Source organism: Enterobacter wuhouensis, assembly GCF_035835995.1.
GTDB lineage: Bacteria > Pseudomonadota > Gammaproteobacteria > Enterobacterales > Enterobacteriaceae > Enterobacter > Enterobacter wuhouensis.
In genome coordinates this window covers 3,919,152-3,938,587 of the sequence record NZ_CP142124.1, presented here as the reverse complement: position 1 = coordinate 3,938,587, position 19,436 = coordinate 3,919,152, and the positions used below count along the sequence as shown (strand labels likewise).

Below are 19,436 nucleotides of genomic sequence, written 5' to 3'. Positions count from 1 at the left end.
CCTCACCCCGGCCCTCTCCCACGGGGAAAGGGAGGACACCAAAACCGTAGGCCCGGTAAGCGCAGCGCCACCGGGCGATACAGCATCACTCTTCCAGTGAATACGGCAGCGGCTCGATGCTCAGTGTGTTTACGTCGTCACGCACGCGGAACACGCTGTCGGCTTCCATATCGTTATTCATCACCACCTGAACCAGCAGGCGTCCATCATCCAGCTGTACGGCGGCTAACACCGTACCGGTACGACGCCAGTTTTCACCCATCTTCAGCTCGAGATCTTCACCCGCTTCCGGTACACGGCTTGCGTGGCCCGCCAGCGTCCACAGGGCGCGTTTGTTCGCTCCTCGGAATTTTGCGCGCGCCACCATCTCCTGACCCGTGTAACACCCTTTCTTAAAGCTGATGCCGCCCAGCGCCTGAATGTTGGTAGCCTGTGGAATAAACTGCGCGCTGTTTGCTGCGTCAATCACCGGCAGACCCGCTTCAATGTTCAATGCCAGCCACTGTTGGCTGTTGTTGAACTGCGCTTCACCGCGCAGCGCTTCAGTGACGCGCTCTGCGGTAGCGACATCCGTTACCAGCAGGAAACGCTCGGCAGGATGTTCAAACCACAGGATAGAGGTCGCGCCTTCGCTGACGACCTGCTTTTCCGCATCCGGCAGTTCGCCGAACAGGTTTTTCAGCGCTGCGCGCGCCTGGAAACCCGCCACGCCCAGAAGAACATGTTCATCATCTGCGGCGATGGTGACTTTGGAAAATACCGCATATTTTTTCAGCTCCTTGAGCTGGGCGTCGCGCAGGCTGCGGCGCTCGATAAAGGCAAATCCGTCCTGACGACGAAACAGGCGCAGGTTGCTCCACATTTTACCTTTTGGATCGCAGTGCGCGGCCAGCAGGTGCTGGTGTTCAGTCATCTGACTGACGTCGGCGGTGACCTGGCCCTGCAGGTACTTTTCGGCATCGGCACCGGTGAGCGTTGCCAGCGCCCAGTCATCAAGAGTAATAAGCGTCAGCGGCAGACGCGCGGAGGCGGCGGGCTGGCGAGGAGAGAATGGAGTAAAAGCCATAATGGTATCCTGAGTTGCTTAACGCTTTGATAATGCCTAATGGTAAAAGAGCCTACAGGCATTGCAAGCGCTTTCAGCAGGCCATTCGTGCCATAACGCGGTTATGCGTAGCGCCACGCAAAATGGTGTAATCCGCTGTCTTTGTAGGGATTATTTTGGAATCCGGCTTCCGGCTTGCAATATTCCAGTAATGAAACGGTCAAAAACACGTTACACTAGCGAGTGCTCCCGTAGAGAAACAAAGAACACTGAACGGGGTACCGACTGTGCCAAACGTAATGCAGGAAACAGAACATGGATATTAACAACAAGGCCCGTATTCACTGGGCATGCCGGCGCGGCATGCGCGAACTTGATATCTCCATCATGCCCTTCTTTGAACACGAGTATGACAGCCTCAGCGATGACGATAAGCGTCTGTTCGTACGCCTGCTTGAGTCTGACGATCCTGATTTGTTCAACTGGCTGATGAACCACGGCAAACCCGCCGACACCGAGTTGCAGCGGATGGTGCAATTAATTCAAACACGGAATCGGGAACGTGGTCCTGTGGCAATCTGATCTTCGCGTCTCGTGGCGCTCGCAGTGGATGTCTTTATTGCTCCACGGGCTGGTTGCGGCACTGGTGCTACTGATGCCGTGGCCGCTCAGCTACACCCCGCTGTGGCTGCTGCTGCTCTCATTTGTGGTGTTTGACAGCGTGCGCAGTCAACGCCGCATCAATGCGCGCCAGGGGGAAATCAAACTGATGATGGATTCCCGGCTGCGCTGGCAGGGAAAAGAGTGGGACATAATCGGTATGCCCTGGATGCTGAACTCCGGCATGATGCTGCGGCTACGCAACGTCGGTGGCGGGCGACGTCAGCACCTGTGGCTGGCGGCTGATAGTATGGATATTGACGAGTGGCGCGATCTGCGCCGGACGCTTCTGCAGCAGCCGACGCAGGAATAAGCGCAGGTTAGCTAAACTTTTCAGCCATTTCGCCGAGGATCTGCTCGCACCAGTTTTGCAGGCGCTCGTCGCTAAGATCGTACTGGTTGGTCTCATCGAGCGCGAGGCCGACAAACAGCTGGCCGTCAGCAATAATCGGCTTCTTACTGGTAAACTCGTACCCTTCGGTTGGCCAGTAGCCGATGAAAGTGACGTTTTTGGGGGCCAGCTTGTCATGCAGCATACCCAGCGCATCGAGGAACCACTCGCCGTAGCCAAGCTGATCGCCCATGCCGTACATCGCAATGATTTTGCCGTCGAGGTTGAGCGTATCAAGCTGATCCCAGAGGGCTTCCCAGTCTTCCTGTATCTCACCAAAGTCCCAGGTTGGGATGCCGAGGATTAGCACGTCGTACTGCTCCATCAGCGTGACAGCGTCATCTTTCAGGTTATGCAACGTCACCAGTTCCGGGCCAATGATGTCACGAATTTTTTCCGCCGCCATTTCGGTGTAGCAGGTGCTGGAACCATAGAAAAGACCAATATTCATCGCGTAACTATCTCAATTCTTGCTATGACATTGCGCGTAGTGTACCAGAAACCGGCGGCATTCAGGCATAATGCCCGGATTGCAGAATCAAAGGGGCTGATGTGGAAAAGGATCTCGCACTCATCGAACAGTTTCTCGATACGCTATGGCTTGAGAAGAATCTGGCCGAGAATACGCTCAGTGCTTACCGGCGCGATCTTACCCTGCTGGTGGAGTGGCTGGCGCGCAGGCAGCTTTCGCTGGAGAGTGCGCAAAGCGATGACCTGCAAGGGTTGCTGGCTGAACGTATGGAAGGGGGCTACAAAGCAACGAGCTCTGCGCGCCTGCTAAGCGCGATGCGACGTCTGTTTCAGCACCTTTACCGTGAGAAAATACGAGCAGACGATCCCAGCGCGCTTCTGGCGTCGCCGAAATTACCCCAGCGGCTGCCGAAAGATCTCAGCGAAGCGCAAGTTGAGAGATTATTACAGTCGCCCGCGGTTGACCTGCCGCTGGAGTTACGCGATAAAGCCATGCTTGAGCTATTGTATGCTACCGGCTTGCGCGTTTCTGAACTGGTCGGCCTGACGATGAGCGATATCAGCCTGCGTCAGGGCGTGGTTCGCGTGATTGGTAAAGGAAACAAAGAACGGCTGGTACCGCTGGGGGAAGAGGCGGTTTACTGGCTGGAAACGTATCTGGAACATGGCCGACCGTGGCTGCTGAATGGCGTTTCTATCGATGTTTTGTTCCCCAGCCAGCGCGCCCAGCAAATGACGCGGCAAACCTTCTGGCATCGGATTAAGCATTACGCCACGCTGGCGGGTATTGATAGCGAAAAATTATCGCCGCACGTTTTGCGTCACGCCTTCGCGACGCATCTGTTAAACCACGGCGCGGATTTACGCGTGGTGCAGATGCTGCTGGGACACAGCGATCTTTCAACGACGCAAATTTATACCCATGTCGCGACGGAACGCCTGCGACAGCTACACCAACAGCACCACCCACGCGCGTGAGTGCCGACGAATTGTAACAGGATCACATATGAAAAAGTCTTTCGCGCTGTTCACCCTGCTGGCAGCCTCTTTTACCGGTTTTGCTCATGCTGACGATGCAGCCATCAAACAGTCCCTGACCAAGCTCGGCGTCTCGAGCAGCGACATTCAGCCTGCGCCGGTAGCCGGTATGAAAACCGTGTTGACCAACAGCGGCGTGCTGTACGTCACCGAAGACGGCAAACACATTATTCAGGGGCCAATGTACGACGTGAGCGGCGCGCAGCCGGTCAACGTGACCAATCAGCTGCTGATGAAAAACCTGAACGTGCTCGAAAAAGAGATGATCGTCTATAAAGCGGCGCAGGAAAAACACGTCATTACCGTCTTCACAGACATCACCTGCGGCTACTGCCACAAGCTGCATGAAGAGATGAAAGACTACAACGCGCTGGGCATTACCGTGCGTTACCTGGCCTTCCCGCGTGCGGGCGTGCAGAGCCAGCCAGAGCAGGACATGAAGGCTATCTGGTGTGCGAAAGACCGCAACAAAGCCTTCGATGATGCGATGAACGGTAAGGGCGTTAAGCCCGCGTCCTGTGATATCGATATCGCGAACCACTATGCGCTGGGCGTGCAGTTTGGCGTTAACGGCACGCCAGCCATTGTGCTGAGCAACGGCTACGTGGTGCCGGGCTATCAGGGGCCAAAAGAGATGAAAGAGTTCCTCGACGCGCACCAGAAACAGACCGGTGGTAAATAATTCGCGTGAAAGCTCCGATAAAACTGCGCCGCCGCGAAGCGGCCGACACGGCTGATTTACCTGACGATCTTTCGCCGCTGTTAAAGCGGCTCTATGCCAGTCGCGGCGTGCGAACGGCGGGCGATCTCGAACGCAGCGTCAAAGGCATGCTGCCCTGGCAGCAGCTGAGCGGTGTCGAAACGGCCACTGAAATACTCTATAACGCCCTGCGTGAAGGCACGCGGATTGTGGTAGTGGGGGATTTCGATGCCGACGGCGCAACGAGCACTGCGCTGAGCGTGCTCAGCCTTCGCGCGCTGGGCTGTGATAACGTCACCTACCTGGTGCCGAACCGTTTCGAAGACGGCTACGGGCTGAGTCCGGAAGTGGTCGATCAGGCGCGCGCGCGCGGCGCGCAGCTGATCCTGACCGTGGATAACGGGATCTCTTCCCATGCGGGCGTCGATCATGCTCATGCCTTGGGGATCCCGGTGCTGGTTACCGATCACCACCTGCCCGGCGAAACCCTGCCTGCCGCCGAAGCGATTGTTAACCCAAACCTGCGGGACTGCGATTTCCCGTCGAAATCCCTGGCCGGTGTCGGCGTGGCGTTTTATCTGATGCTGGCCCTGCGTACGCTGCTGCGGGATAAGAACTGGTTTGAGTCGCGCGGTATTGCAGCGCCAAACCTCGCGGAATATCTCGATCTTGTCGCGCTGGGCACCGTCGCGGACGTCGTTCCGCTGGATACCAATAACCGCATTTTGACCTGGCAGGGCTTAAGCCGCATTCGGGCGGGCAAGTGTCGTCCGGGGATTAAGGCGCTGCTGGAGATTTCCAACCGCGACCCGCTTAAGCTGGCAGCAAGCGATCTGGGCTTTGCCCTCGGGCCGCGCCTGAACGCCGCCGGAAGGCTGGACGATATGTCCGTGGGCGTGGCGCTGCTGCTGTGCGACAACATCGGCGAAGCGCGCGTGCTGGCAAATGAACTGGATGCGCTCAACCAGACCCGCAAAGAGATTGAGCAGGGGATGCAGGCCGAAGCGCTGACCCTGTGCGAAAAGCTGGAGCGCAGCGGCGATACCCTGCCGGGCGGCCTGGCGATGTACCATCCCGAGTGGCACCAGGGCGTGGTGGGTATTCTGGCGTCGCGCATTAAGGAACGTTTCCACCGCCCGGTGATTGCCTTTGCGCCGGCTGGCGACGGCACGCTGAAAGGCTCTGGCCGTTCGATTCAGGGGCTGCACATGCGCGATGCGCTGGAGCGTCTGGACACGCTGCATCCGAGGTTGATGATCAAGTTCGGCGGCCACGCGATGGCGGCTGGACTGTCGCTGGAAGAGGCGAAGTTCAACGAGTTCCAGCGGCTGTTTGGCGAGCTGGTGACCGACTGGATTGACCCGGCGCTGCTGCAGGGTGAGGTCGTCTCCGATGGTGAACTCTCGCCGTCTGAAATAACCATGGAAGTCGCGCAGATGCTGCGCGATGCCGGGCCGTGGGGGCAAATGTTCCCGGAGCCGCTGTTCGATGGCCGTTTCCGTCTGCTGCAACAGCGTATTGTTGGCGAACGCCACCTTAAGGTGATGGTCGAGCCGGTTGGCGGCGGCCCGCTGCTGGACGGCATCGCGTTTAACGTCGACACCTCCGTGTGGCCTGACAACGGCGTGCGCGAAGTTGAACTCGCTTACAAACTCGATATAAACGAGTTTCGCGGTAATCGCTCCCTTCAGATCATCATCGACAATATCTGGCCAATTTAGCGTCAGTAAAGCTACAAAAAAGGGCGTGGATTCGGTACAATCCCGCTCTTATCACCGCATTTTGACAAGCTCATAAAAGAAAACAGACCATGTTTGAAATTAATCCGGTAAAAAACCGCATTCAGGACCTCACGGAGCGCTCTGACGTTCTTAGGGGGTATCTTTGACTACGATGCCAAGAAAGAGCGTCTGGAAGAAGTAAACGCCGAGCTGGAACAGCCGGACGTCTGGAACGAACCTGAACGCGCACAGGCGCTGGGTAAGGAACGTTCCTCTCTCGAAGCCATTGTAGATACCCTCGACCAGATGTCACAGGGGCTGGAAGATGTCTCGGGTCTGTTAGAACTGGCTGTTGAAGCCGACGACGAAGAAACCTTTAACGAAGCCGTGGCTGAACTCGACGTTCTGGAAGAGAAGCTGGCGCAGCTTGAATTCCGTCGTATGTTCTCCGGTGAATATGACAGCGCCGACTGCTATCTCGATATTCAGGCTGGTTCTGGCGGTACGGAAGCTCAGGACTGGGCGAGCATGCTGGCGCGTATGTACCTGCGTTGGGCGGAAGCGCGCGGTTTCAAAACCGAAATTATCGAAGAATCTGAAGGTGAAGTCGCGGGTCTGAAATCCATCACCATTAAGATTATTGGCGATTACGCCTACGGCTGGCTGCGTACTGAAACCGGCGTTCATCGCCTGGTGCGTAAGAGCCCGTTCGACTCCGGCGGCCGTCGCCATACCTCCTTCAGCTCCGCGTTTGTTTACCCGGAAGTGAAAGACGATATTGATATCGAAATCAACCCGGCCGATCTGCGAATCGACGTTTACCGCGCATCCGGTGCGGGTGGTCAGCACGTTAACCGTACGGAATCTGCGGTGCGTATCACCCACATTCCAACCAACACGGTAACGCAGTGCCAGAACGACCGTTCTCAGCATAAGAACAAAGACCAGGCCATGAAGCAGATGAAAGCGAAGCTTTATGAGCTGGAAATGCAGAAGAAAAATGCTGAGAAACAGGCGATGGAAGACAACAAGTCCGACATCGGCTGGGGCAGCCAGATCCGTTCTTACGTCCTTGATGACTCCCGCATCAAAGACCTGCGTACCGGGGTTGAAACCCGTAACACGCAGGCGGTGCTGGACGGCAGCCTGGACCAATTTATCGAAGCAAGTTTGAAAGCAGGGTTATGAGGAACCAACATGTCTGAACAACAAGCACAGGGCGCTGACGCGGTAGTCGATCTTAATAACGAACTGAAAACCCGCCGCGAGAAGCTGGCAGCGCTGCGCGAGCAGGGCGTGCCGTTCCCGAACGATTTTCGTCGTGACCACACCTCAGACCAACTGCACGCTGACTTCGACGGTAAAGAGAACGAAGAGCTGGAAGCGTTGAACGTCGAAGTATCCGTGGCTGGCCGTATGATGACCCGTCGTATCATGGGTAAAGCGTCCTTCGTAACGCTGCAGGACGTTGGCGGCCGTATTCAGCTGTACGTCTCCCGTGACGACCTGCCGGAAGGCATCTATAACGAGCAGTTCAAGAAGTGGGATCTGGGCGATATCCTGGGCGCGAAGGGTAAGCTGTTCAAAACCAAAACCGGTGAATTGTCTATCCACTGCACCGAGCTGCGTCTGCTGACCAAAGCCCTGCGCCCGCTGCCGGACAAATTCCACGGCCTGCAGGATCAGGAAGCGCGCTATCGCCAGCGCTATCTGGATCTCATCTCTAACGATGACTCCCGCAAGACCTTCAAAATTCGCTCTCAGATCATGGCCGGTATTCGCCAGTTCATGGTCAACCGCGACTTTATGGAAGTGGAAACGCCAATGATGCAGGTGATCCCGGGCGGCGCGTCTGCGCGTCCGTTCATCACCCATCACAATGCCCTGGACCTGGACATGTACCTGCGTATCGCGCCGGAACTGTACCTGAAGCGTCTGGTGGTCGGTGGCTTCGACCGCGTGTTCGAAATCAACCGTAACTTCCGCAACGAAGGCATCTCCGTGCGTCATAACCCAGAGTTCACCATGATGGAACTCTACATGGCGTATGCGGATTACAAAGATCTGATCGAGCTGACCGAATCCCTGTTCCGTACTCTGGCGCAGGACATTCTGGGCACCACTGAAGTGCCTTACGGTGAAGAAGTCTTCGACTTCGGCAAGCCGTTCGTTAAGCTGACCATGCGCGAAGCGATCAAGAAATACCGTCCGGAAACCGAGATGGCCGATCTGGATAACTTCGACTCTGCCAAAGCCATCGCGGAAAGCATCGGTATCAAGGTTGAGAAGAGCTGGGGTCTGGGCCGCATCGTGACCGAGATCTTTGAAGAAGTGGCTGAAGCGCACCTGATTCAGCCGACCTTCATTACCGAGTACCCGGCAGAAGTCTCTCCGCTGGCGCGCCGCAACGACGTGAACCCGGAAATCACTGACCGCTTCGAGTTCTTCATCGGTGGCCGTGAAATCGGCAACGGCTTTAGCGAGCTGAACGATGCAGAAGATCAGGCGCAGCGCTTCCAGGATCAGGTTGATGCGAAAGCGGCAGGCGATGACGAAGCGATGTTCTTCGATGAAGACTACGTGACCGCGCTGGAACACGGCCTGCCGCCAACGGCAGGTCTGGGCATTGGTATCGACCGTATGGTTATGCTGTTCACCAACAGCCACACCATCCGTGACGTGATCCTCTTCCCGGCGATGCGTCCAGTGAAGTAAGCCGTCATGACGTAAAAAAAGCCCCGAAAGGGGCTTTTTTATTGCGCCGCGAAAGACTTGAGCTTTTCGCGCGCGGTTGTGGCTTCCATCACCATCCACGGGCTAAATGCCCAGGGCGTGGCGTCCAGCGCGCGGAACAGCGCTTCCAGCTGCACCCACCGGTGCTCCATCACTTCTTCTTGATTTATCGTGATTTCGCCGGTGATGCGAGCGGCAAATACCGGGCAGATTTCATTCTCGACAATCCCGGAAGGGTCGATTTCACGGTAGCGAAACTCTGGCGCAACGGCGGTGATATCGGTCAGTTCGGCGCCCACTTCGAAGCGGCAGCGGCGGATGATCGCCTGTTCAATCGCTTCCCCGGACTGCGGATGCCCGCAAACGGAGTTTGTCCAGACGCCTGGCCAGGCTTTTTTGCTGAGGGCGCGCCGGGTGATCAGACATTCGCCTTTAGCATTAAACAGCCAGGAGGAGAAAGCCAGGTGTAGTGGGGTATCGGAGGTGTGCGCGGCGTATTTTTCCTGAGTGCCAATCACCATTCCCTGGTCATTTACCAAAATAACGTGTTCTTGAATACTCATTGATGCTCCAGTGCCTGAATGCCGTATGGTTCAGCACCATCAGCCGGATAATTATACTGCATTCTTATACGAACGGTTTGGCTTGCAGAGCGGAAAAGGGCTGACCCACATCAGTTTGGGCTGCTATCATAGTGCGCCACTCACGCTGACCGAGGATCTGTTTTGTTTGCAGGAAGCCTGACGAGAAACCCCATCGCTGCCGTTTTTTGCCTGATGCTGACGCTTTTCCTGGCGGGATGCTCGGGAAGCAAATCTTCGGATATGGGCAGCTATTCCGGCGCGGTGTATACCGTTAAGCGCGGCGATACCCTGTACCGTATTTCGCGCGCCACGGGCACCAGCGTGAAGGATCTGGCGCGTCTGAATAACATCTCGCCGCCGTATACCATCGAGGTGGGGCAGAAGCTGAAGGTTAACGGCAGTTCTTCTTCGGCCAAAAAATCGTCCTCTAAGGGCAAAACCGCCAAAGTGACGCCGTCTTATCAGGTGCCAAAGTCTTCATGGCCGCCGGTCGGCCAGCGCTGCTGGATCTGGCCTGCCAGCGGGAAAGTCGTTGCGCCGTACTCCCTCTCTGAGGGCGGCAATAAAGGCATTGATATCTCAGCCGCGCGCGGAACGCCGGTCTATGCTTCTGGTGCCGGCAAGGTGGTCTACGTGGGTAATCAGCTTCGCGGCTACGGCAACCTCATCATGATAAAGCACGGTGAAGACTACATTACGGCCTACGCCCACAACGACACGATGATGGTCAATAACGGGCAGAACGTGAAGGCGGGGCAGAAGATTGCGACCATGGGCAGCACCGGCACGGACTCGGTGAAGCTGCATTTCCAGATCCGTTATAAAGCGACGGCCATCGATCCGCAGCGCTATCTCCCGGCGCAGGGCAGCAAACCGAAGTGCTAAGTGATTATTTAATCGCCACTTAGTGGTAAAGAGGCTTGTATGGAGATGCGTAAGGTCTATAATGCCTTACGCACCTCAAAGCGGGCGTAGTTCAATGGTAGAACGAGAGCTTCCCAAGCTCTATACGAGGGTTCGATTCCCTTCGCCCGCTCCAAACTCAACTCTCCTGAAGTCTACCAAACTCAATTTTCCCTTGATAAATCAGCAGTTATAGCATTCTATTAGTCTATTGAACTCAATTGTACTCCCCCAGGGTCAAGCTCAATGTGGGGGTATGGATGGGGGTATAATTGTACCCCCTGCTGAGAGGTACCCCCAATGAAGCTGACTGCTCGTCAGGTTGAAACTGCGAAACCCAAAGAGAAGCCCTACAAACTGGCCGATGGTGGTGGGCTTTACCTGCTGGTTAATCCCAACGGTAAAAGATACTGGCGTCTCAAATACCGTTCGTTAGGTAAAGAGAAGCTGCTCGCTATTGGCGTTTACCCCGATGTTTCTTTAGCTGAAGCCAGAAGCAAGCGAGAGGATGCTAAAAGGACATTAGCGGCTGGCAACGATCCTTCTCTTGAACGGAAAATTGAAAAACTTAGTCGTCAACAAGACGCAGAAAACTCTTTTGAGGCTATCACGCGGGAGTGGTATCAGCGTCGCTATGACCGCTGGTCTGTCTCCTACCGCGAAGAGATGCTGAGAACCTTCGAAAAGGATGTGTTCCCTTATATCGGTCACCGGCCAATCAAAGATATCAAGCCGATGGAGTTGCTTGCAGTTCTTTCAAAGATAGAAGCAAGAGGGGCAACTGAGAAGGTCCGTAAGGTTCGCCAGCGCTGTGGAGAGGTTTGGAAGTATGCTGTTGTGACTGGCAGGGCCGAGTACAATCCAGCACCTGATCTAGCCAGCGCCGTGAGTCCTCATGAGAAAGAGCACTATGCTTTTTTAACCCAGGATGAATTGCCTGAGTTTCTTCGGACTCTGAACACCTATGCCGGTAGTGTGCTTGTAAAGATTGCGATGCAATTGCTCATTTTAACGGGAGTAAGGCCAGGGGAATTGAGGCAAGCGGAGTGGCAGGAGTTTGATTTTGAGCGGAAGGTTTGGAACGTGCCAGCAGAGCGCATGAAAATGCGCCGCCCTCATCTGGTTCCGTTATCAAGCCAGGCAATTGACCTGCTTAATCAGCTTAAACCCATAACGGGAACAGGAGCGTTGCTGTTCCCGGGACGTAATAACCCAAAGAAACCGATGAGTGATATGGCTTTGACTGTGTTGGTAAGGCGCATCGGCTATGCAGGTCGCGTTACAGGGCATGGATTCCGCCACACTATGAGTACTATTTTGCATGAGCAGGGATTTAATTCAGCTTGGATCGAGCTACAGTTGGCTCACGTCGATAAGAACTCAATTCGTGGGACCTATAACCATGCTCAGTATCTAGAAGGGAGGATGGAGATGATGCAGTGGTATGCAGATTATATTGGCAAGTAAAAATCAATCATAGCTTTTGAGACTATAGTTAAATTAGTTAGTTATTAGTAGGTAGCGCGAATTCTTTAGCTTAGCTCCTCCGTTTTGGAGGAGTTGAACACCAGTAATTTTTTTGTACTGATTTTCATTTCTGCTTACTTCTGAAACGTTACATTTGCGTTTAACTGTCTATATATTGCCGCTTACGCACATTCCCCTCTAATTACCAAGGTTATGTTTCAGGTGCCAATGCCCCCCATTCATCATAAATGGGGGCATCCGTAAACCATTCACCTTCCAGGAGCAGATCCGCCTTGCAGAAGAGTTGGTTGCAGCCCATCAGCGTGTCACCAGTATTGTCGTAACGAACAGCAATGCCCCCTCAATCATCGAGCTATACGAAAGCAAAGGCTTCAAGTTAAGTCCCTTCACGCTTTACGATCTATCTCCAGCGAAGGCAACGGTCGTGAGTTTATTTCTGACATCGTGGGAATTCGAGTTTGATGGATATAGGTTAAGAGACCATATAATTTGGCCTCTTAACAGAAGGTTATACTTTATTAAACCGTTGCATCTACCTCTAATACTCTTAAAGCCTTTAGGTAATTAACATCTACTGACTCCGGCCTTTTCACCATCTCAATAATTAAATGGTATGGAATTGGAAATCTCGGAATCTCTTTTCTATCCACTCTTTCAATATCCTTTAAGACCTTTGATAAATTAGTGTCTTCAACAGTCAATAGATATTTCTTAACAGATTCTATAATCGTGTCCGTCATAAACCTATTAGAATTTCTTTCATGCTTTAATATAGTAGCGTAAACATCATGTTTCTCGATAGGGAGTGTAACCACCTCGGGTATTTCATAATAATCGGAGTAATTTAAGTTAATTCTGTAGCGTTGAGCGACTTGAAGTTTAAAGTATTCATATATTACTCTATGAAGCTTGATTGGTTTTGCGACCCCCTCTTTAGCAAAAACTTCCAAATATTCTGCCAGAATAAAGCTGGAGTGAGTGAAAACTTTTTGATTATAGAACTTCAGATTATCCTGAACATAATTTTCATAGTAATCACCAGGGTAGGCTTCTAGCAAAAAAACAGTCCTTTCCTCGTCAGTAAAGTTAGTAGAATATGATTCACCTAAATTGTCTGAAAAATAATGTAAAAAATGTGAGTAGGTTACTGATTCATACTGCGGAGGGGTTAATATTAAACCAAAAAGATCAGCGATTTCTTCATAGGTCTCAATGGAATTATAGTTTTTTTTCTTATTGTGACTATCGTAGAAATATTCCGAATAGAACTCTCTGCGAGTTGGCGATGTTGAAAGGCAGTCAATATACTCCGCAGGAAAGTTTCTATCATGATACTCTAAATTAAGATTGGCAATTATGTAATGAATTCTCTTTTTAGCCCACATATCCATAAATGGAGATGTAAACATATTACTGATTAAATTTAAAACGGTATTGGCATATAGCTTTGATTTATTTTTTTGATCGTAAAAAAACAAAGCCATAATCCCTTCAGCTATATTCTGATTGAAACTTATTGCATTAAAAAAGCCAACTGATAATTTAATATTTGGTAAGAAATGGGAGTACGCATTCTGTGAAACTATGTCATGGTACTTAGATATCCCTTCATCGTTCACATAATTATATATCTCAAGTATTTCATCGAAGCTATAATTCTCCGCAAATGAATTTATTGAGTCAATTCGTTTGTCGTCCCACTCCTTAATGTCCTGGGTAACTGCACCCCGAGAGAGAAATAATTCAGGCGTCACATCTTGAATTTCCTCAAGGGTAGATAACTTCGAAAACAGCCCCACATCTGTAACGTCAATAATTTCCGATTCATTAACAAATGAAGACTCTGAAATAACATGCCCAATGTTATCAAAGAATGAGAAAGGTTTACCATTATTCCCAGTATTTGGTTGAGACCATGTAGGATAGAATGAATTAATTTCGCCGTTTCGATATAGAACAGCGATCCTCATGCAATTCAACGGTTCGTCTATTTTATAATAACAAATTAACTCACCATCACGGCTTTCATGTTTGCTGATGTTCAACAAAGCATCATTCAGTAAATCAAGAATCTCGCTCTCACCAACTGTCTTTGGAAATAGTGTTTTCCAGAGAAATCCTGATTTATAATTATTCTCAGGAAATAATGTCATCTTTGCTGCTTTAGAGGTGAAAACTGACTCTGGTAATTTTAACAAAATAGTTCCATTTTGAAGTTCTCGCTCGTAGTACCATTCGTCATTGGTTTTGTTATTATAGAGTAAAATATTTTTCAGACCGGGAGTTTTACTTAAATAAGACTGCCATCCTGAATAGGTGTGTAATCCTCCAGAGATTACTTTTTTAGCAATACGCCCATTATCAGTTTCAAACACCTTATCCGTGACTTCGCCGTGGAGGACATGTTCAAGAGCATTTTTGGACAGTGTAAGTTTAAGATTTTCGTTTATTTGATATGTGTGAAGTACCATTGTTTAAACTAATCCATTGTAAGAGAATTGAATAAAAGGATACTTTAACTTACCTCCTCCTCTAAAGCATTACAAAAAATGAGGAGTTGTCTTTAAGTGATCACAACAAAAAATCAAAATTCTCCGCATTTCAAATGTAACGATTCATAAACTGCCCACACGTACAACAACTGTAGGCATTTTTATGCCAAAAATCGCAGTCAAAACCTCAAGTTGCTCTGGGTACGGTAAGTTCCCTTCCTGCCCGCCAACTGAAGCCGTGGACTTTGTTACGGTCAACGGCTTCGGTGTATTCGCCCAGGGCAATGCCTACACCTCTCATTCTGACGGGAAAACCTCTTATGAAGGCACGGAGTTATCTACAGGCCCATGGATCACTATCAACGGTATGCCTGTTGTCTGTGAGGGAGATCCTGTGTCTTGTGATTCAACGGCTTCCAGTGGTGACCAACTGGTGATGTGATCAACTAAAACTGGCCACCACTTTAGAGTTTTTCCAGTATCGGCTTTCCGATTCGTTTGTGGGTAACCCTCCGTTATAGTCATGCGGCCTTAGTGCGCTGTAATACCCGACGATAATGCGGTGGCCGAATCGTTCTTCAGTTCTGTGAAAAAAGAGCGGATCAAAAAGCGCATCTATAAAACTCGGGATCTGGCCCGAGCCGATATCTTCGATTACTTTAAAGTGTTCTACAACGGGCCCAGCGCCACAATCATCTCGGCGGCGTCAGTCCGGAGGCCTTTGAACAGGCCTCGTCGTGAGGACAGGATATGTCTACAGCCATGGGGTCAGTCCATACTTACAGGAAGCCTTTGTGAAACCGAAATTGTGATTTTGACAATTGAAGTGTGCTGGAATTGCTTGTAAGTTACTTTATATAAAGAGGAAAAAGGGGCTTATTACTTCCACTATATAATAAATCTACCCACTTTTTCTGAATCGTTAGATTTACCCCTAGAGAAATTCCCCGGCGACACGGAGTAAATATGAACAAAAGTTGCGTAGTTTTTGTACATGGGTTCACAGGAGGCGCAGGTACTTGGAAGAATAGCAAGGGGGAGAGTTTTTCGGACTTGTTAAGGGCTGATCGTGAAATCGATCAGTCTTATGATTTTTATGAGTTTGATTACTATACAAAGATTGCCAGTTTAGTTGATTCTGCACTGGTAGTTAGGCTGCTCAGTTTGGTTGGTTTGGGCTCGGGGAAAGTCAAGAAAAACCAACCTATCAGACGAATTAGTGAACTGCTAAGTACCTATGTTAGGACCAACCTAAGTAGCTATGATAGTGTCATATTTATTGCTCACAGCATGGGGGGGTTGATTGTTAAAGACTATATCTTAAACCATGAAAAAGGAGACACACCGGAGCCAATTGGTTATCTATCTCTCGCAGTCCCTCACAAAGGATCCATTGGTGGCTATTTGCTGGGTTCATTCAATCTTAATGCCAAAGAGCTTCAGCCATTAAATGCTTATAGCGACACACTAAACAATGCGTGGATAGATGCAAAAGAGAGCCTCCCCAAAGCTCAGTACTATATTGCACTACATGACGAATGCGTCGACGAGGTTAGTGCTTTGCCGTTTACTGTAAAAAGATCAGATAAATTTGTGGTTGATCATGACCATATATCCATTTGTAAGCCATCTGACGTTAATGATATGGTTTGTGCTCAGGCAGCCAACTTCTTAAAAAGCCGAGCTTATGATTTTACAATGTCCGAGTTAGCGACAACAGTATACAAACCGGAGTCAAACTCATACGAGAAAGAGATATTTGTTATTAAAATGATCTTATCGGACGTAGGTGAAAAGGGGATTGATGATGCTAAAGGATCATTTTTTCACGCAGAGATAATAACTAAAGCAGCAGATAAAAAGGACCGGATAACTCTCCAAGACCTACAGACGAAGGTTCTTTCTCTATATCAACAATCCTACAACGCGCATTCTAGCAAGCTCGAAGCAAATGAAGTCTTTGCTAAAGTCCATGACTTACTATTGGAGCAAGACTCTAAGGTTCTGGTTAGTGGCGTGAACTACATTAACTTTATGCACAAGAAGGGACTACTGCATCAGTTGGCAAACAAACTTAATACTCAAGTTACTTGGTCTGACAAAATTGGAATCCAAGATATCTTGGCAAAAATGTAGAGGTCATCATGTCTTCGATAATTGATTATCGCGAAGAGTTTTTTGTGCGTCTTTATCGGTGCTGGTTGATCGTTAGCATTTTAGGATTCAACCAAAAAGGTAAGAATATTCTATCTATCAAAAAAGCGGCTTTTTTCGATTTTTTGGTAAGAAATCCAAAATTATTTCATGAATTTCTCGTGAAATTTGACCGACTTTCAAATGAACCTCCTTGCTCAGAAATTCTGTACTCAAGCAATATTGACTATGGTGCATTCCAGGAATATCAAGAATTTTTGAAAAGCGTTTTAGTGTTAGAAAGCGAAGGCTATTTAGAAATTACACGCGCAGGAGATGATTTCTTTATCGCATCGACTAATAAAAAGTTTGCCGAAGCAATGACCCCTCCACCAACGTGGCAAATTAACATAGGTTTACTCAAGCCGCTGGTGAGTAAGTCTCTCAGTGTGCTTTATAAAGGAGTTCTTAGCAAATGAACACGGAAAATAGCCCTTACATTTTTGTGAAGAAAATTGTTATCCACGGAGTGGATACCTCGTATGAGGCAACATTTGAAAATGGTATAAATCTGATTTGGGGGGACATGGACTGTGGTAAATCCAGTATTCTGAATCTGATTGATTACTGCTTAGGAGGAAGTAATGATACCCTCACGTATGGTGAGATTTTGGCTAAAGGTAGAACTGCATACTTAGAGGTAGACCTTAACGGTAATGTAATTACCTTCGAGCGGCCTATTTTAGACTCATTAGCTCCAGTGAAGGCATATCGAGTTCCTTATTCATTGATCCTAACGACATACCCCATGCTCTTATCTGCCGATTCGCAAAAATCACTTCCCGACGGCTGGATTTCTGATTTTATTTTGGATGCTCTAGGGATTCCTAAAGTTAGCATCAAAGAGTCTCGTTACCGTGATGAGGCGAACTCTGATCGACTCAGTTTCCGTGACTTGATGAAATTAATGTACCTAAAACAAACAAAAGTTGGCGCTGATAGTTTATTGAATTACGGTAATCCTATAGTATTTAATAAAAACATTGAAGTTCAGAAGTTTGTTTACAATATTCACGACGACAAGTTGGCCTCCCTGAATAAAGAGTTGCAGATGGAGACACAAGCACTACACCTCCTGCAAGCTTCTGAAACTGCTATCTCAAAATTCTTATGTGATGTAAACATCACCACTAAAGCTCAGAACGATAGTGATGATCTTATCACTTCAAAAGAGCTTGCACTTAGCGAACTGGAAGAAAACGCGGAAAAATTAAAGGCAGACTATGAGTTCTCTAGCGCTGTTTCTCTTGAGATGGCGCGCGAAATCGTGCAAATGAGATCAAGCGTTTCTCATTTGAAGTCAGAGCGTCTAGAACTTGAGAAACAACATAATAATTTTTCTAAACTAAAGAATACATACCAGAGCGATCTAGAGTCTCTAAATATATCTAAACTTACAAGAGTCTCTATATCTAATCGCAACATTATAGATACAACGCTCCCTTGCCCACTGTGCTCTAGTGAAATTAGCTTAGCAGCCCCCCAACTCACTGATAGCGACTTAGAGGCAGAGATTAAATCTATTAAGAATAGACTCGCTGGAGTGCTCGTAGCACTAGAAAATATTTGGGCTAAAAAAATAAATCTTCTTGAACAAGAAACTGATATATCGAAGAAGCTAAGTTCGTTAACTGTTGATTTTGATAAATTTAATATAGAGAACATATCTGCTCTTTTATCCTCTATCGAAGCGCTTGAGCGTGCAAAGGTCGAGATTAAGGTCAGCATCGCTTCAGCTAAAAGAGACTTGGCTATCAATAACAAATATTCTGATATATCAAAGGGAATTCAAGATAAAAATTCAGTTATTTTTGCGCTAAAACGCAATATAAAATCGGTAGAGGACGGGCTTACGGGACTTGATGATGTAGTATCTAGCTTGAGCGGTATATTTAGAAAATACATTTCAAATAGTGGGCTTCAAAACGTCCATGACGTATATGTAAATAAAAAATTCATCCCTCACTTTCGCGATATAAGTTACTACAACACAACTTCTGGCGGCGTAAGAACCATCATGTCCATCGGAGGATTCGTATCTAGAATGGAGTATTTACTCTCTACCGCCGGAAATCTCCCTACTTTTCTTATGGTAGATACACCAGGTCAAAATATTGGACGAAGGGGAAGAAAGGATGATGACTCAGCCCTTTCAGATCCTGTCCTCTACAACAATATATTTAAACAATTCCTTGGGCTGGTGAACAAAGCTCGAGCAGAAAATAGACTATTTCAGATCATTGTTGTTGACAATGATTTGCCGCCGGTTCTAGAGGAAGGAGGGGATTATCACTTGGTGAAAAGATTCAGCAAGAATGGTGGAGAGTTTGAAAAGGGATTGATTAATGATTACGAGTAGTGGCGCAAAGTAATTCATGTTTAATCAATTTCTGGAGCTCTTTAGTAAGATAAATGCTACCTATTAGCATTACGGAATCAACGGTGTAACCAAACATGCACGCAACAACTTTGCTCCAGATTCCCGGTGTTGGGACGTTAATTCTGCTCTTCGCTCATAGCACACCTTGAGCCGTCCATAGTTGTCCGCTTCGTGCCAGAAGCAGAAGCGGACTATTTTTAGGTCGTCATTCAATCTTCTATTGAGGTCATTTCTTCAGAGAGTCATTGTCTTAGAATTAGTATTTTAAATGGATATAGGTTATCTGAACGGTATACTAAATCGTATCCCCGCTCAGCCTGAAGTTTGTACTGAGCAAACGTAACAATAAGGCTTCCTGCTGCTACATCATCTGCAATCAAAACACTGCGTCAGCTTGTTGACAATGGCCAATTGAATACCGCGAACAAGTGTAAGAACTCCCAGCAACTCTGCTTCATAGTCCTCTTTTGTTAGCCCCTTAAATCCCTGATATTTCATCCACTCAGCATCATTACGATACACCATAAAACTATCAATTTCGTGTGAATGAAATGTTCGAATGATGCATCTTGACGATATTATTTGCATAAGGCTTCCTGTTTAATGATTCTCCTGCCCCAGTCTCTGCGACTACAAG

The 19,436-nt window shown here is 48.9% G+C and carries 16 protein-coding genes, 1 tRNA gene and 1 pseudogene; 14 read left to right on the top strand and 4 right to left on the bottom strand.

All coding sequences use genetic code 11. The annotated features are described in order from the left end of the window. Positions 1-85 precede the first annotated feature (85 nt). Positions 86-1,066, bottom strand: coding sequence for a tRNA-modifying protein YgfZ (gene ygfZ, locus VPX56_RS18705; protein WP_131633612.1), 981 nt, complete (start codon positions 1,064-1,066; stop codon positions 86-88). A 294-nt stretch (positions 1,067-1,360) separates the two neighbouring features. On the opposite strand from ygfZ, the gene sdhE reads away from it, so the two are divergent. Together sdhE and VPX56_RS18695 are read left to right on the top strand one after the other, a co-directional pair. After that, on the top strand, positions 1,361-1,627 hold the full coding sequence (gene sdhE / locus VPX56_RS18700; protein WP_042716098.1) for an FAD assembly factor SdhE: 267 nt from the start codon (positions 1,361-1,363) through the stop codon (positions 1,625-1,627). Beyond that, the gene (locus VPX56_RS18695; RefSeq protein WP_131633613.1) at positions 1,608-2,018 is read left to right on the top strand and encodes a protein YgfX; all 411 of its coding nucleotides are present in this window, start codon (positions 1,608-1,610) and stop codon (positions 2,016-2,018) included. The genes sdhE and VPX56_RS18695 overlap by 20 nt, the downstream gene beginning before the upstream one ends. A 7-nt stretch (positions 2,019-2,025) precedes the next feature. Here VPX56_RS18695 and fldB read toward each other — a convergent pair whose 3' ends face one another. Further along, positions 2,026-2,547 (bottom strand): flavodoxin FldB, encoded by a 522-nt coding sequence (gene fldB, locus VPX56_RS18690; protein WP_131633614.1) that lies wholly within the window; start codon positions 2,545-2,547, stop codon positions 2,026-2,028. 101 nt (positions 2,548-2,648) lie between these two features. Here fldB and xerD point away from each other — a divergent pair, with 101 nt between their 5' ends. The 5 genes from xerD to lysS all read left to right on the top strand — a co-directional run bounded on the left by xerD (position 2,649) and on the right by lysS (position 8,741). Continuing rightward, complete coding sequence (xerD, locus tag VPX56_RS18685) at positions 2,649-3,545, top strand: site-specific tyrosine recombinase XerD (protein ID WP_131633615.1); 897 nt, start codon at positions 2,649-2,651, stop codon at positions 3,543-3,545. Positions 3,546-3,573: 28 nt separating this feature from the next. Next, positions 3,574-4,287 (top strand): bifunctional protein-disulfide isomerase/oxidoreductase DsbC, encoded by a 714-nt coding sequence (gene dsbC / locus VPX56_RS18680; RefSeq protein ID WP_326468222.1) that lies wholly within the window; start codon positions 3,574-3,576, stop codon positions 4,285-4,287. A 5-nt stretch (positions 4,288-4,292) separates the two neighbouring features. Further along, on the top strand, positions 4,293-6,026 hold the full coding sequence (gene recJ / locus VPX56_RS18675) for a single-stranded-DNA-specific exonuclease RecJ (protein WP_326468220.1): 1,734 nt from the start codon (positions 4,293-4,295) through the stop codon (positions 6,024-6,026). A gap of 89 nt (positions 6,027-6,115) precedes the next feature. Further along, positions 6,116-7,214 (top strand): peptide chain release factor 2 gene (prfB, locus tag VPX56_RS18670; RefSeq protein ID WP_108416304.1). Its coding sequence is split into 2 segments (ribosomal slippage): positions 6,116-6,190 and positions 6,192-7,214, totalling 1,098 coding nucleotides; the frame shifts between segments, so codons are not numbered across the junction. Between the two features lie 9 nt (positions 7,215-7,223). Further along, complete coding sequence (gene lysS, locus VPX56_RS18665; RefSeq protein WP_326468218.1) at positions 7,224-8,741, top strand: lysine--tRNA ligase; 1,518 nt, start codon at positions 7,224-7,226, stop codon at positions 8,739-8,741. A 38-nt stretch (positions 8,742-8,779) separates the two neighbouring features. Here the strand turns inward: lysS and idi are convergent, their stop codons facing one another. After that, positions 8,780-9,322, bottom strand: a complete 543-nt coding sequence (gene idi / locus VPX56_RS18660; protein ID WP_131633619.1) for an isopentenyl-diphosphate Delta-isomerase — start codon at positions 9,320-9,322, stop codon at positions 8,780-8,782. A gap of 213 nt (positions 9,323-9,535) precedes the next feature. Between idi and actS the strand changes: the two genes are divergently transcribed. From actS to VPX56_RS18645, 3 genes are all read left to right on the top strand, one after another. After that, complete coding sequence (actS, locus tag VPX56_RS18655; protein ID WP_242673398.1) at positions 9,536-10,228, top strand: amidase activator ActS; 693 nt, start codon at positions 9,536-9,538, stop codon at positions 10,226-10,228. 80 nt (positions 10,229-10,308) lie between these two features. After that, positions 10,309-10,382: transfer RNA gene (locus VPX56_RS18650), tRNA-Gly, on the top strand. A gap of 164 nt (positions 10,383-10,546) precedes the next feature. Further along, on the top strand, positions 10,547-11,713 hold the full coding sequence (locus VPX56_RS18645) for a tyrosine-type recombinase/integrase (protein WP_001546991.1): 1,167 nt from the start codon (positions 10,547-10,549) through the stop codon (positions 11,711-11,713). 539 nt (positions 11,714-12,252) lie between these two features. Here the strand turns inward: VPX56_RS18645 and VPX56_RS18640 are convergent. Further along, positions 12,253-14,205, bottom strand: coding sequence for a hypothetical protein (locus tag VPX56_RS18640; protein ID WP_094917375.1), 1,953 nt, complete (start codon positions 14,203-14,205; stop codon positions 12,253-12,255). A gap of 574 nt (positions 14,206-14,779) precedes the next feature. Here VPX56_RS18640 and VPX56_RS18635 point away from each other — a divergent pair. From VPX56_RS18635 to VPX56_RS18620, 4 genes and pseudogenes are all read left to right on the top strand, one after another. Then, a pseudogene (locus VPX56_RS18635) lies at positions 14,780-14,967 on the top strand (IS3 family transposase); the annotation flags it as partial. A 225-nt stretch (positions 14,968-15,192) separates the two neighbouring features. Further along, entirely contained in the window at positions 15,193-16,362 is a 1,170-nt protein-coding gene (locus VPX56_RS18630) for an ABC-three component system protein (RefSeq protein WP_094917373.1), read from the top strand. An 8-nt stretch (positions 16,363-16,370) separates the two neighbouring features. After that, complete coding sequence (locus VPX56_RS18625) at positions 16,371-16,838, top strand: hypothetical protein (protein ID WP_001546987.1); 468 nt, start codon at positions 16,371-16,373, stop codon at positions 16,836-16,838. Next, positions 16,835-18,778: an AAA family ATPase gene (locus tag VPX56_RS18620; protein ID WP_001546986.1), complete on the top strand. Its 1,944-nt coding sequence runs from the start codon at positions 16,835-16,837 to the stop codon at positions 18,776-18,778. Before VPX56_RS18625 ends, VPX56_RS18620 begins: the two co-directional genes overlap by 4 nt. The last annotated feature ends 658 nt before the right edge of the window (positions 18,779-19,436 follow it).

What these genes read in the sequence shown, in the direction of transcription:
- ygfZ (WP_131633612.1), bottom strand. Translation starts at nt 1,066, where the DNA reads ATGGCTTTTACTCCATTCTCTCCTCGCCAGCCCGCCGCCTCCGCGCGT.
- sdhE (WP_042716098.1), top strand. Translation starts at nt 1,361, where the DNA reads ATGGATATTAACAACAAGGCCCGTATTCACTGGGCATGCCGGCGCGGC.
- fldB (WP_131633614.1), bottom strand. Translation starts at nt 2,547, where the DNA reads ATGAATATTGGTCTTTTCTATGGTTCCAGCACCTGCTACACCGAAATG.
- dsbC (WP_326468222.1), top strand. Translation starts at nt 3,574, where the DNA reads ATGAAAAAGTCTTTCGCGCTGTTCACCCTGCTGGCAGCCTCTTTTACC.
- lysS (WP_326468218.1), top strand. Translation starts at nt 7,224, where the DNA reads ATGTCTGAACAACAAGCACAGGGCGCTGACGCGGTAGTCGATCTTAAT.
- idi (WP_131633619.1), bottom strand. Translation starts at nt 9,322, where the DNA reads ATGAGTATTCAAGAACACGTTATTTTGGTAAATGACCAGGGAATGGTG.
- actS (WP_242673398.1), top strand. Translation starts at nt 9,536, where the DNA reads ATGCTGACGCTTTTCCTGGCGGGATGCTCGGGAAGCAAATCTTCGGAT.
- VPX56_RS18645 (WP_001546991.1), top strand. Translation starts at nt 10,547, where the DNA reads ATGAAGCTGACTGCTCGTCAGGTTGAAACTGCGAAACCCAAAGAGAAG.
- VPX56_RS18640 (WP_094917375.1), bottom strand. Translation starts at nt 14,205, where the DNA reads ATGGTACTTCACACATATCAAATAAACGAAAATCTTAAACTTACACTG.
- VPX56_RS18630 (WP_094917373.1), top strand. Translation starts at nt 15,193, where the DNA reads ATGAACAAAAGTTGCGTAGTTTTTGTACATGGGTTCACAGGAGGCGCA.
- VPX56_RS18625 (WP_001546987.1), top strand. Translation starts at nt 16,371, where the DNA reads ATGTCTTCGATAATTGATTATCGCGAAGAGTTTTTTGTGCGTCTTTAT.
- VPX56_RS18620 (WP_001546986.1), top strand. Translation starts at nt 16,835, where the DNA reads ATGAACACGGAAAATAGCCCTTACATTTTTGTGAAGAAAATTGTTATC.